We start from the raw sequence: 13,732 nt of genomic DNA, 5'->3' as shown, positions 1-13,732 counted from the left end.
GCTGCCGCAGCTGCAATACGAATTATAGAGCCGGCTCAAGCGATCCGGGGAGGATGAACTTTTTTCACCAAGGGTGAAAACATTTCACCCTATCGCAAGACCCAGAGGATTGATATACTGAATGTACTTGTAAGTATCTGGTAGAGAACGGCTGGGAGGATTGTGGAGTGAGTGTAATCCGGATTATGCTTGTGGATGACGACCCATTCTGGAGGGAGAATATCAGTGCCGACTTGGCAGACGAGCCCGACATTGAGGTTGCGGCGATAGCCGCAACAAAAAAAGAAGCCATCGAAATGGCTTCCAGGCTGGATATTGACATTATCCTGATGGATATTAATTTGAGCGAGAATAATCTGGATGGCCTCGAGGCCGTGGAGCAAATTCTGCGGATGCCTGGCAAGGACCAGGTGAAGATCATCATGCTTACGTCAATTACCGATGCCGAGGTTGTCATGAAGTCCTTCAGACTCGGCGCACTGAACTATATTAACAAATCCAGTCTGCAGGATATGCTGCACGCTATACGTGAAGCCCACCTCGGACGCGCGGCGATCCATTCGGATGCTGCCCGCATTATGCGCAGTGAGGTTCAGCTCATGGAGCTGACGTCCTCGGAACGCGAGGTGTTCGACCTCCGCCGGAGCGGGCTGAGCAAGCGCCAGATCTCGGAACAGCTGCACAAATCAACGAATACGATCAAATCGCAATTGCGCAGCATCAAGAATAAGCTGACTCACTTTAAGATGGATGCGGATGATCCAGATGGCTAGCATCCCGGGAGTGTCTTACTTCTCTGGCCAAAGGTCTGTATTTGAATCCGGGGAAGTGCAGCGATAGTGTAACTCCAGGTCCGTATTCATTAACGCTCGCGAGCATTTTGCCCCCGTGTTTGGACATCACACTGGAACAGTAGGATAGGCCCAAACCGTAGTTAAGCGCATTCTTTTTGGTGGTAAAGAAGGGTTCAAAGATCTTGCTCAAGTGCTCTTTAGGAATACCCGCACCATTGTCCCTAACCTCAATCCTAAATTCCCTCCTTCCCGCAACCGTTCTAAGGACTATTTCCCCTCCGCTCTCCGGAAGGGCATCCAGAGAATTACGGATCAGATTAGAGAGGGTCTCCCGGATATGAACCGCATCACATACCAAGGTTCCTTCCGCTTCAATCCGGGCTGACAATTGAACCGGCCTGTTCTCCGTTAACGTCTTGGCCGAATCAAGCACCGACTCCATCAGCTGCCCGATATCATGTGCTTCCTCATCCAGAACTACATCCTCGGCCTTCTCTTTGATCCGGTTCACCATATGAAGCAGATGTCTGGTTAACGTATGTACCTGTTCAATCGTGCCCGCTGCCCGGGAGGACTGTCCTGACCGGATAAGCGAGCTGCATTTCTCCGCCAAATAGTCAATCTTCTGTATCTCATTCTTGATCGAGTGATTGAGTATGGATACCCCCATCGTCAGGGTCCGTATCGAGTGATCCAGCCGCTGGCGTTCAATCCTTAGCTTAATGCCAAGAAAGCCGTTGCGGATCGAGTAAGTGAGAATCAACCCGACTGTCCCCAGAATAGCTATGAAATTCGCCTGCCACATCCCATTGCTCTCTAGATGAAAAGACCACATACCCAGCTTTAGGTTATCAAAATTCACATAGTCCGAAGTAAAGGCCCACACCATTACGGTAGGGAATATAAGCATGGCCCGCTTCAGACTCCGCCTACGCTCGGGGTTCGTTTCCAAGAAATAAGCCGCATAATATCCAATGCAGCCCAGCAGGACATACATGCCATCCCACCATCTGAACCAGGCTAGATTGAAGGCGTTCCAAGGCTCGGTGGCAAGATGGTTGAAGATCATGATGAAGGGACCGGGGAGCAGCACGAGGGAGCAGATGAGTTTGATCCGGTAAGACAAACCTTCATTCAACCAGAGACCGCCCATGAAGAATACATAGGGAACCAGATAAAAATAAATATGCATGGCTACCACTGTCGACCCATACAGAATCACATTGAGGACGGGATGCAGCCATGCCGCGCCCTGAATGAAGGGCATAATCGACAGATGCATGGAAAAGGCAAAGCTCGCCGATCCCCCTAGCAGGACCGTGAGCCCGACCCAGACATTGCTCCTTGTTCGGGACGCAAGAATAATGATACCCAGCGTCCACAACGACAGAAACATAAGAATATAAATAATCCTCATCCGGCTTCCCCCAAGCCCCTTCCATCTATACTCATTAATTACCTTATCATACATTAAATCCCTTATTCAGTCAGCCACAAATTAGCCTGTAATGAAAGTTACCCTATTCGGGGCGCTGCGATGCCGAGTGTTCTTACGACCGCTGTTGTCTCCGAAATGCTTGAACTAGATATCCACTGGGGCATTTCGAAGACAAAGGCGGACGCTCCGCTTCTTCAGAATCACTCGGCCTCTCCGCTGAGATCGGTTAAGTCTAAAGTTCATTCTATATAGTGCGCAATTTTAAGAGTATTAATATATAAGTATATGAGGTTATTCAAAGGGTACTAGCGGATGAACTATTCATAGGTACGCCAAGACGCTTTCAATACTACGAAACGTGCTTGAAAGCGTCTTTGGGATATGAGGTCTGATGTTATCTAAATTATGTAGTTACAGGTAGGAGAAGTGATTAGAAATATAGTACATAGTACAAAAGTAATAAAGCATAAAATAAAGTTGTTAGAACACCACAGATTTTTCCTGCCATAGCTAATCCATTGTCCGCGCCATATCCAGCATTATTGTTTCTAAGTACTGAATTAGCAACGACCACTGCAACCATTCCTAATAGCAAACCGAAAAATGGGATGACTAGAGAGAGTATGCCCAGCACAAGCGATATAACTGATTTTGGGTTATATCCCCTTTTAATGAACTGATCCATAAAAGGCAGCACTTCTAAATCTCATAAAATATCACAGTCTGTTATGTTACATATAATATACACACTTTCTCAGCAAAATCCAAAATATAACAAATAAATCCCAAAACTTTCGACTAATTTAAGTCAAGCCCCGCAATGACTTGATCAAACATTCCCCCCGCCAAAAAAGTGGAATGGGTGGCTTTGTACTGAGGTAAGGATATCCCCTTCTCTTGAGGACAATTTCCAAAAGGACTGTGTCAGCGGCTGTTCTGTTCCTATTAGTATGCCGCTTTCTTAGTTAACACCACACAGGTGTATATCCGTTAGTTCCTTCCCCCTTAAATTATAGAACCAATTACTTCATATAACCCTTCTCCCCATAAGGCTGAAGTTCGTTCATCCACTTCTCTTTCATTTTCTTAAGCGTGTCCTTCATATCCAGCCGGACGCCCTCTTTCTCCTTCACAGTCTCAAGCACCTCGATCACGAAGTTCTCCTTACCCATCTCCGTCCATTCCTTCTGAAGCTCTTTGCACATATGAGAACCCATATTTAAGGAAAACTCCTGACCGTTGACTGTCTTCAAATTGGGCGTGCTGTCCAAGTAGATTTTGCCGTTCTTCTTGTTCCTGATTTGGTATACTCCCGCTTCGATCTTGATTTCCTTGGCGAGCATCTTGAGCTCTTGCTTACGATCCATTCCATTCTCCCCCTGTTCCGAGGCCGGACCGGCGAGCCAATACTCGCTTCCATCCGGCAATCTGTTCATAAACCCATACTCAATCAAATAACGGCGCAGCTTCGCATAGTCCTCAAAAGCCGTCTCCAGAATCCCGTTGACTTCCTTCTCACTGTATCTTCTCCCCGGCTCGAACCGCTTGGACAGCTCGTTAAGAATAATCAGCTTCTGCTTCTCACGCATGGAGAAGCTCTTCAAAGGGCCATCCGTACCCTGTGGGAAATATTTGTCCAGCACCTTGTCCCGTTCGGTCTCCGTAATCCGGTATCGGTCATCCTTGCTGCTGCCGGTCTGAATCTTAAGCGGGGCGGGAGCATGCTTATCCCTTGTCCGCAGCAGCTCCATCACCGCGAGGAATACTTTGGCCTGCCGTTCCTTCTCCTTAAGCACGAAACGGTGATTGCGAACGGTGGAGGTGCTGCCAATGCCGAGTTCCTGCTGCACTTCCTTGTCACTCTTCCCCTGATAGAACAGCTTCAGCAGGTTGCTCTGAATCCCGGATAAGCCCGTGTAGCTCTTGTCCAAGCCAATCAGATATTCAAAGGGGGAGCCATGCTTCTTCCTGATATGTACGCGGACATATTTCTCCGACTCATAGAGAACATCATCCTCCGGATAAATAATTCCCTTCTCAAAGCAGCGTCCGCAGCAGATACATACGAAATGGTCCTCCTTCTCCATGTAACCCCGCTCCAGCTCCGCCAAGGTAGCATTCCAGATCAATTCCGAATCAACCACGAACATCAACTCATTTCGTTTGTTTATTAATAGGCATTTTATTATCTTGTCTAATTTATGTCAATCTATGTTGCAGCATTACTGCCTATCCAGGCAAAAAGGCCGCGCCTGTTGATGACCAGGCGCGGCCTTAATAAATTCTCTCTATCTCAATTCATCAGCTGTTCAAATACCAGCAGCCGCTTAAGCACCACGGAAGCCTCTGCCCGGGTGGACGGTGCACCCGGTCTAAACAGTCCTCCGCTGCCTTGAAGCAGCCCGGCCTTTGCAGCGGAATCCACAGAAGAAACCGCCCAGGCAGATACGGAGCCCTTGTCCTTGAATACGTTGATTCCATTCCCGCCAGCCGGAGCCTGTTTATTGAGCAGGTTCATAGCCGAGCTCAGCATCGCCGCCATTTCTTCACGGGTTACCGCCGCGTTCGGCTGGAACAAACCGCCCCCTGTGCCTTTAATCAGCCCTGACTGGTATGCCGCTTCAATCGGAGCGGTGTACCAGACGCCGGTCTTCACGTCGCGGAAGCTTGAACTCATTCTATCCAGCGGCAGTCCCAGAGACCGGACCAGCAATGCGGCGAATTCGGCACGGGTAATCCGCTGGTTCGGGGCGAATTTCTCTGCGGTAGTCCCTTTGACCAGCAATTTCGAAGCCAGCAGTTCAATGTCACTGCGTGCCCAGTGTCCGGTCAGATCGTTGAAGGATTTCCCGCTTGATACTATCCCATATAGACTTGCATGGGTTGTTAGAATCCGTACAGAATACCCCTCACTGTTCTTCATCAGAACAGCTGGCACAAACACAAGCTGTCCGTCCGCATCCAGTGTTACGGCAGACCATCGCTGCACATTTGTTCCCGCTGGCAGATCAATCGTACGGGAGGCATACTCACGTCCGAAGTCCTGCAGGACAAATTTCTGCACCTCGTTCGTCAACGCTACCTCGTATTCAACCGGGCGGATCAGGTTCCCTGCAGCCGCTCGGGAGACTGCCGCGTTCCATAGCGAGCTCTGGGAAGCATCGGCCTGGCTAATCGTCACTTCCACCCGCCAGCCGGCTCCAGAGCTGCCAGTCCGTTCCTTAACTGCACTCTGGTTAAGAACCGATAACGGCAGGTCGAAGCTTCCGACAGGAGTAATCAGCTCGGCTACAGCCCCAGCCAGCCCCGCCGCCTGATGGAGCACATCCGCCGGATAGGTGATCTTCCAGGTGTCCGCGCTATCGTTCAGACGGACCTGCCAGACAGCGGCCCCGGAAGACATCCGGCTGACCGCGCGGCTTGCCGTATCTGCACTCACATCCACCACTGCCTGCTGGTGCCCATTCACCTGGCTGGTCTTCACTTCACCAGTGGCCGGCACGTATTCGAAGCCTGCTGCGGTACTGTTAAACGTGCCTGTTCCCTCAGGGGAATCTGGGGTCTCAGGTACTGCCGGAGGGGTCGGCGCAGGAACACCGCCGCCACCACCTGCTCCGCCAGAGCTGCTGCCCCCTCCCCCTGAGGCGCCACCTCCACCGGCTGAGCCGCTGCCTGGGCTGCCGCTGTCAGTCCCCCCGGTGCTTCCACCGTAGGAGCCGCCCGGGCTGCTGCCGCCTGAAGTGTCTCCTGAAGTGCCTCCTGAGCCGCTGCCTCCTGAAGATCCGTCTCCGCTGCCGGAGCTGCCAGAGCTGCCACCACCGGAAGATCCGCCAGAGGAGCCGCTACCATTATCCGGGGCCGTCCCCCCTGTGGAACCTCCCCCAGAGGAGTTCCCCGGAGCCTGAACCGGATCATTAAAGTCCAGAAGGAAGGTCCCCGCTGTTAGATCTTTATCAACACCGGCAATATATCCGGCCTTAATCTTAATCGTAACGACCGCATCATCAGCATTCGTATGGCTTGCGGCTGTGCCGGTGAACCGGATCAAGAGCAGCTGGTCACTGCTGCGCATGACCTCATAGCCAAGTCCTGCCGGCAGCCCCTCCAGCACCACTCCCCCGGTCATATCCTGCACAAAGGTTCCGTGGTCCACATATACGGACTCCGTCTTGGACACGGTCCCCTCATTGGTCAGGTCCTCTTCAATCACAGGCTGAAGAACCGACAGCACAGGTGCGCCCGTGTAGGAAGGTACGGTGTGAACCGGCACTCCGGTTACAACAGCTTGGGCATTGCCGGCTGAATCCTTGGCGATCAGATAGATCATATAGTTCTGATCCGGCAGCAGCTTGTCCATATACAGAGCGGATTCAACGCCTCCCGCAATAGTTACCGGGGTCATCTCCTGCAGCTTCTGTACCGTTGGTTTCGCCTCTCCCTCCGCTACTGGCAGGGCGTAAACAGCAGCATTCTCATCCGTCTTAACCAGCAGCCGGACGGAGGTATCCGTGACCACGTCCACCTTCGGATAACCGGGTGCAAATACAGGCGGAGCCGTATCCGAAGGCTGCACCTGCTCCTTGGTCGTAAAGACAACCCGCTCTGGCAGGCTGTTCACATTCCCTGTTGTATCCACAGCCGCAAGATAGACCGCATAAGCTGTATTCGGCTTGAGATCACCGAAGGTAAGTGTGACCTCTGTATTCGCGGAAGCATCCGCCGACCCGGACTGCCTTATCTCCTGTACCGTTGGAGCGGCGCCAGAAGCCGGCTGCACCTTGGCGTACACCTTCGCGGCCTCATCGACTTTCACCAGCACCTGGGCCGATATGTCTGCTACCACACCCGCCTTCGGATAACCTGCTACGAAAGCAGGAGCCGCCGTGTCGGCGGTCTGAATTCCCACGGCATTCCACGCTCCGGTCACAGCCTGAATAATTTGTTGTCGCAAAGCCTGGTACTCAGGGTGAGCCTTCACATAATTCTGTGCGGCACTCTCATATCCGTTGGCCGCATCCCGGAAATCCGAGTTGCTCACCAAATAATTGGTCAGCACATCGTAAGCCATGGAAGCCACCGCATCCTTAGCCCCAGCGGTACCCAGATGAGGCTCCAAATTGGCTACCATCAAGTAGCCTGCATGATTCGGAATACCGCTGTTGGTATGAACACCGCCATTATCATGGCTGTCATCATTCGGAAGCACCACGTAATTCTTCATATTCCCCGGCTGCGGAGACAGCAGGGCGGTATCAGATGGGTTCTTCAAGCTGCGCAGTGCCCGGCCGTCTGATCTAAGGTCTTCGCCAATCAGCCACCACTTCGTATCCTGCTTGTCCACATCGGATTCAATTAAGGCGCCCATCAGATCCGAGAAGGATTCATTCAATGCTCCAGATTGGTTCTGGTAGGCCAAGTTCGCAGTCTGCTCCGTCACTCCGTGAGTCATTTCGTGGGCGACTACATCAAGACCGCAGGACAGGCAGTCAAAGCCGCCCCGGGATGATCCGCTGCCATCGCCGTACAGCATATAACCACCGAACCAGGCCGCGTTATCCCAGCGCCCCCCGTAGTTCGAGCTGCTCCACAGATCAGGAATGTGAACGACGGAAGTAATGGAGCCTCCCGCTCCATTAATGCTGTCCCTTCCGAACTTGTTCAAATAATAATCATAAACCTTGCCTGCGTTATAATGGGCATCCACCGCCTGCCGATCCGAGAAGGAAGTACCGGAACTTACTACATTGTTGTAGTAAATCCCGCCTTGAGCATCGGTCCCACTGTATGCAGTCGTGAAGATCCCCCGGTCCGTATCGGTATACCGCTGCCACATGATTTTGGTAATATCCGACAATTGGTACTTACCACTCTGTGGATCTTTATAAATATTCAATGATTTCGTGTCCAGATTGTACCCTACACCTGATCCCGCCGCCTCATTGGCCGGATTCATGCTTCTTGCCTGATAGGTGGTGCTGTACCCGTTAATGACTTCCCCGGTGTTGGCATCCACATATCCGGTCCACTTGCCCGGATGGGGGATAAGGTACATCAAGTTCACCTCATAAACGAGGCGATAGACCTCATTCACCGGGTAAATCATCAGCTTGGCTGAGGGCCCGGAGATATTCAGCATCATCTGCCCGGAAGCAGACGAGCCGGTTCCCCAGCTGATGGATGTCCCCTCCTTGTCCTCAACCCAGCCTTTCATCGCGGCAATAGCCTGCCCGGAGCTGATGGCAGCCGTCAGATCGTCCGGCATTACCTCGTTCTCCGATTCTGTTCGGCTGGCCACCTCCTCAACCTGCTGATTCTCATCCAGATGGACGCGAACATACTTGCCATACACTGGAATGCCCTGAACCTGCTGCTGATACAGGAAATGGGTCATCTGTGCTTTATCCTTTTTCTTGCTAAGAAGCCGCAAGTTGCGCTGCGGGTCCGACAGCTGAGTAAGCTCCTTGTTCTCGTCCAGGAAGCTCATAACTGAGCTGTCGCTGCCAAGACGAGGCGAAGTGATATCTTTATAAATACGGGACTTATCGTCAACAGCAGAATTTTGCCTGTTACTTCCATCCTCCGCCGGATTTTGCAGAGAGTAGGCCTCTGCCTGGGCTGAGACCCGGACAACCCCTATCCCCCATGCCCCGTTCGTAATACAGACTACAGAGAGCATGGCCACCAACATTTTGCGGATTCTATTGCTGCTCAACCGCCCTACCTCCCCTATTTCCTGTTGATAGATTAATAGACGATAAGTTGAGTTCAACTTATATTGCTATAGCAGACTAAAGTGCCTATCAATGGTTATATCGGGTGTTTAACCATATTTTTGTAGAAACATCGACAATAAACTTCATAATTCGACATCATCAAAAAAATATAAAGCCCGAGCCTGGATGAACAGCATTCCTAAGACGCAGCGCCTTGCAGACTAGCTTCCGGCGCTTACGTCTCGTACCATTCATTAACCTATCTCGGGCTTGTTCTATCTCTACTATACTACATTAAAATCTATTATTTGTAGATCACACTTCCAGCTTCCTTAAACTCCTTGGACTTCAATTCCATCCCTTCCTGAATCGCTGCTTCGCTGTCCAGTCCATTCTCCCTCGCATACTGGCGGATATCCTGGGTGATCCGCATGCTGCAGAATTTCGGACCACACATGGAGCAGAAATGCGCCGTCTTGGCCCCTTCAGCGGGGAGCGTCTCATCGTGGTACTCCATCGCCCGCTCCGGATCAAGCGACAGATGGAACTGATCTCTCCACCGGAATTCAAATCGTGCTTTGGATAGCGCATTATCTCTGTCTTGAGCTCCCGGATGGCCTTTGGCCAGGTCGGCGGCATGGGCAGCGATTTTGTACGTGATTACGCCTTCCCGCACATCCTCCTTATTAGGCAGTCCCAGATGCTCCTTTGGCGTGACATAACAGAGCATCGCGGTGCCGAACCATCCGATCATGGCTGCGCCGATGGCCGAAGTAATATGATCATAACCCGGGGCAATATCTGTGGTCAGCGGTCCAAGCGTATAGAAAGGGGCCTCGTCACAGATTTCCAGCTGCTTATCCATGTTCTCCTTAATCTGATGCATCGGCACATGCCCTGGCCCCTCGATCATGACCTGCACGTCATGCTTCCAGGCGATTTGGGTCAGCTCGCCAAGCGTCTCCAGCTCCGCGAACTGGGCTTCATCATTCGCATCCGCGATACATCCCGGACGCAAGCCGTCCCCAAGGGAGAATGCGATATCATAGGCTTTCATAATTTCGCAGATTTCCTCGAAGTGGGTATACAGGAAGTTCTCCTCATGATGGGCCAGACACCACGCCGCCATAATAGAACCGCCACGGGAGACAATGCCTGTCAGCCGTTTGGCAGTAAGCGGAACATAGCGAAGAAGCACACCCGCATGAATGGTGAAATAGTCCACGCCCTGTTCGGCCTGCTCAATCAAGGTATCCCGGTACACCTCCCAAGAGAGGTCTTCCGCCTTGCCGTTCACCTTCTCCAGCGCCTGGTAGATCGGTACTGTGCCGATCGGAACAGGAGAATTACGGACAATCCACTCGCGGGTAGTATGAATGTTCTTGCCGGTGGACAGATCCATGATCGTATCCGCCCCCCACCTGGTCGCCCAGGTCATCTTCTCCACTTCCTCCTTTATAGAAGAACCCACCGCGGAGTTCCCGATGTTCGCATTGATCTTCACCAGGAAATTACGCCCGATAATCATCGGCTCACTCTCCGGGTGATTGATATTGCTTGGAATGATGGCGCGGCCGCGAGCGACCTCGTCCCGGACAAATTCTGCGGAGACATTCTCGCGGATGGCGATATACTGCATCTCCGGGGTGATGATCCCTTGGCGGGCGTAATGCATCTGGGTGACGTTGCGTCCCGGCTTTGCCCGCAGCGGACGTTGTCCGTTTGAAGGGAACTGCTGCATATTGGCTCTTGGATCATTTTCCAGATAACCGTTGTCCTCCGGCTTGATCTGCCGTCCTTCATACTCCTCCACATCACCACGTTCCAGAATCCAGGAGCGGCGTCCCTGCGGCAGCCCCTTCGTAATGTCCGTTACCGCATCGGTATCGGAATAAGGGCCGCTCGTGTCATACACACGGACTGGTGCATTCTCATGACTTCCATAGCTGTCCGAAGTTGGACTAAGGGCAATCTCCCGCATCGGCACACGGATGTCTGGGCGCGGTCCCTCAATATATACCTTGCGGCTGCCCGGAAGGGAAGAAGTTTGAATCTGCATCGTTTCTTTACTCATAACAAAAAAAGCCTCCTCTTTGTGTATCCGAGAAAGGCCAAGCGAGTGTATGGACAAAACAAGACCGGTCTTATTTCACACTTGGAAGCACCGGATGGCTGCTGCATCCTGCCCCATTACAGAGCCGGAATATACGCGCATCGTACCGGTACAATCATGTGTTTATAAAATAAATGGTCTCTTGAAGCGGACAGCTTCGTCCATTTCAATTCCTCCGCTGGCATTACCCAGATCAGGTATAACGGTCGATAGTGGAATTCCTATCCTCTCAGCCCAAACCTTGAGCTCCCGCTTGATATGCAGTTGTCGGTACCATCTTAACCCAATTATGATAGATTTACAACGATAGAGTCTGGAGTGCTTCAAACTGGGATGGTTGAGGGTCTGTATTGCTTCAAGCTACGGTGACTGAGAGATTCCGTGTTGCTGCCAAGCCAAGATAACTGGAAGTCAATACTGCTGCAAACTAAGGTTACTGAGAGTCCGATGCTGCTGCAATCCCGCCTTCAACTCTCTATCTGGCCATTTTCCCAGCTAGCTTCCCGCCTCTCTTCCCAGCCCTCTTCTATTGTATGTTTGGAAGAATAGAGGTATGCTTTTAAGCTGAATAAAAAGATAAAGGTGAATGACATGGGTGAATCCATTTACAATACACTTCCCGCGGGTGCGGCCCGCCGGAACATACCGGAAGCCCGGATCGCCGCCGAGCGGACCAGCCGTGACATCGTCGGTCCAGGAGAACCCGATGCGGCTTATTTCCGCACGCTTGAAGCAAACGGTATTCTGCTGAATCCACCGCAAATTTCTGCTGTCCGGCACTTTCAAGGGCCGCTGCTTACGCTGGCCGGAGCCGGATCAGGCAAGACCTCCGTTCTTATCTGCCGGACGGGCTATTTGCTCTCGGTAAGAAGAGTCGACCCAAGGGAGATCCTGCTCCTGACCTTCTCCAGCAAGGCTGCGGCGGAGATGAGAGACCGTATCGCGGTTCTTCCGGGCATCCACCCCCACGATATCCGGCTGCTTCAGGCCAGAACCTTCCACTCCTTCTTCCTTCAATTGATCCGCAGACAGGGAAATGAACTGGAAATCTGGAACGAAATGCGCAGACAGCATATTTTATTAAAACAGATTATGCGGGAGATGGGACTGCAGGACGCCTATCAGCCGGAGACGCTGTTATCCGTCCTCTCCTCCTACAAAACGAGTCTAACCGACATTCAGGATATACCTGAAGACAGTGTCACCGAACGGGAGATCAAACGGATTCTCCTCCAATATGAACAGTGGAAGCTGGATCACGAGAAAATGGATTTCGATGATGTCCTGATCCTGGCTTATCGCATGCTCAAGAATAATCCCGCTCTGCTAAAGACACTGCAGGACCGGTTCCGCTATATCATGGTAGATGAGTTCCAGGATACGAACCACCTTCAATATGAGCTGGTAAAAATGATTGCCGCCCCGCAGAACCATCTCATGGTGGTGGGAGACGACGACCAGACGATCTACTCCTTCAACGGGGCGCGCAGCGAGTATATTTTAAAATTTGAACAGACGTATCCTTCCGCCAAGGTGATTACCTTGGATATTAATTACCGCTCGGGAGCGCGGATCGTTGGTCTCGGCAATGAAGTAATCCGGCATAACAAACTGCGCCGCAGCAAAACTCTGCGAGCCGCCAAATCCGGCGCAGGCAGCCCGGTGTACACCCGCCCGCTGTCGAGTGACGAGGAAGCCCGCCATGCGCTCGACCGGATTGAACATGAGGTTCTCACTGGAAAACGGTCCTACGGCGACTACGCCATCCTCTACAGATCATCCAGCAACAATCGGGCTATCCTGGAGCAGCTGATGATCCGGGAGATCCCGTACATTGAATACGGGGATGGCCAGCTGCTCTATGAGAACGCCCTGGTTCTTCCGCTGGTGGACCATCTAAGGCTGGGGCTGAACCGCAGGGACTTTACAGCCATGGAAAGTGTGCTGCCTACGCTCTACATCAATCGGGAGCGCGGCATGTCCCATATTGTGCAGCAGGAATCCCAGCGGGCCAAGAAAGGGCCGCTTGTTCATCTGCTAACCCTATCCGGCTTGAAGGACTTTCAGCTCGCCAAAATCAAAGACAGGCTTCAACTGATCCGAAGCTTGTCCTCCATGCGTCCTGCAGCTGCTATCGCAATGATGCGCGAGAAATTCTACAACGCCTATGTGGAAGCGGATGAGCGCAAGCTGCTGACCCAGCACAAGGAAATGATCAAGGAAATGCTGGACGAGTTGGAGGCTTCGGCAGAACGGTTCGACACGGTGGCAAGCTTCCTTGGCTTTATTAGCGATGTGATTCAGAAAAGCCGGGAGCGGAGCGCCGACAAATCCCAGGAGCAGGGAGACCGCGTGGCCCTGATGACCATTCATCGCTCCAAGGGACTCGAATTCCCGGTCGTTATGCTGATCGGAGCCATCGAAGGCAGTCTCCCGCACAGCTCGGCCATCGAGGCCGACCGGATGAACGATACCGCCTATCCTGAGGCGGGCGGAGCGGGCAAAAGCGCAGCAGCCCTTGAAGAGGAGCGGCGGCTCGCTTACGTCGCGATCACCCGCGCCAAGGAGGAGCTGATCATAAGCTCCCCCGCGAAGTACCGCGGCAAGAAAGCGGCCGTCTCCCGCTTTCTGCTCTCGGCCTTCGGCGGCGACGCAGCCGAAGGCGCCTTGGCGG

General features: G+C 52.4%; 7 protein-coding genes and 1 riboswitch. Of the genes, 2 read left to right on the top strand and 5 right to left on the bottom strand.

Annotated features, from left to right (window positions below; translation table 11 throughout):
• Positions 1-167: 167 nt before the first annotated feature.
• A complete protein-coding gene (locus BN6628_RS01880; protein ID WP_068613463.1) occupies positions 168-773 on the top strand; it encodes a response regulator transcription factor in 606 nt (201 codons plus the stop codon).
• Here the strand turns inward: BN6628_RS01880 and BN6628_RS01875 are convergent.
• From BN6628_RS01875 to thiC, 5 genes are all read right to left on the bottom strand, one after another.
• Positions 742-2,211 carry a sensor histidine kinase gene (locus BN6628_RS01875; protein WP_157692450.1) on the bottom strand — a complete coding sequence of 490 codons (1,470 nt, stop codon included), beginning with the start codon at positions 2,209-2,211 and terminating at the stop codon, positions 742-744. The genes BN6628_RS01880 and BN6628_RS01875 overlap by 32 nt on opposite strands.
• 451 nt (positions 2,212-2,662) lie before the next feature.
• Positions 2,663-2,917 carry a hypothetical protein gene (locus BN6628_RS01870; protein ID WP_068613458.1) on the bottom strand — a complete coding sequence of 85 codons (255 nt, stop codon included), beginning with the start codon at positions 2,915-2,917 and terminating at the stop codon, positions 2,663-2,665.
• 337 nt (positions 2,918-3,254) lie between these two features.
• Positions 3,255-4,376: a DUF2087 domain-containing protein gene (locus BN6628_RS01865; RefSeq protein WP_392397622.1), complete on the bottom strand. Its 1,122-nt coding sequence runs from the start codon at positions 4,374-4,376 to the stop codon at positions 3,255-3,257.
• A gap of 149 nt (positions 4,377-4,525) precedes the next feature.
• Complete coding sequence (locus BN6628_RS01860) at positions 4,526-8,944, bottom strand: M4 family metallopeptidase (RefSeq protein ID WP_068613451.1); 4,419 nt, start codon at positions 8,942-8,944, stop codon at positions 4,526-4,528.
• Between the two features lie 305 nt (positions 8,945-9,249).
• Complete coding sequence (gene thiC / locus BN6628_RS01855) at positions 9,250-11,019, bottom strand: phosphomethylpyrimidine synthase ThiC (protein WP_068613448.1); 1,770 nt, start codon at positions 11,017-11,019, stop codon at positions 9,250-9,252.
• Positions 11,020-11,211: 192 nt separating this feature from the next.
• Positions 11,212-11,321, bottom strand: a riboswitch (TPP riboswitch).
• Between the two features lie 328 nt (positions 11,322-11,649).
• Here thiC and BN6628_RS01850 point away from each other — a divergent pair.
• On the top strand, positions 11,650-13,732 hold a 2,083-nt coding region (locus BN6628_RS01850; RefSeq protein WP_068613445.1), incomplete at its 3' end, for an ATP-dependent helicase.

Origin of the sequence: Paenibacillus tuaregi, from assembly GCF_900086655.1 — a bacterium.
Lineage (GTDB): Bacteria > Bacillota > Bacilli > Paenibacillales > Paenibacillaceae > Fontibacillus > Fontibacillus tuaregi.
This window is presented reverse-complemented; position numbering and strand designations above follow the sequence as displayed.

Bases quoted from the DNA above. Each gene is read 5' to 3' on its own strand.
- BN6628_RS01870 (WP_068613458.1), bottom strand. From the start codon at position 2,917: ATGGATCAGTTCATTAAAAGGGGATATAACCCAAAATCAGTTATATCG.
- BN6628_RS01875 (WP_157692450.1), bottom strand. From the start codon at position 2,211: ATGAGGATTATTTATATTCTTATGTTTCTGTCGTTGTGGACGCTGGGT.
- thiC (WP_068613448.1), bottom strand. From the start codon at position 11,019: ATGAGTAAAGAAACGATGCAGATTCAAACTTCTTCCCTTCCGGGCAGC.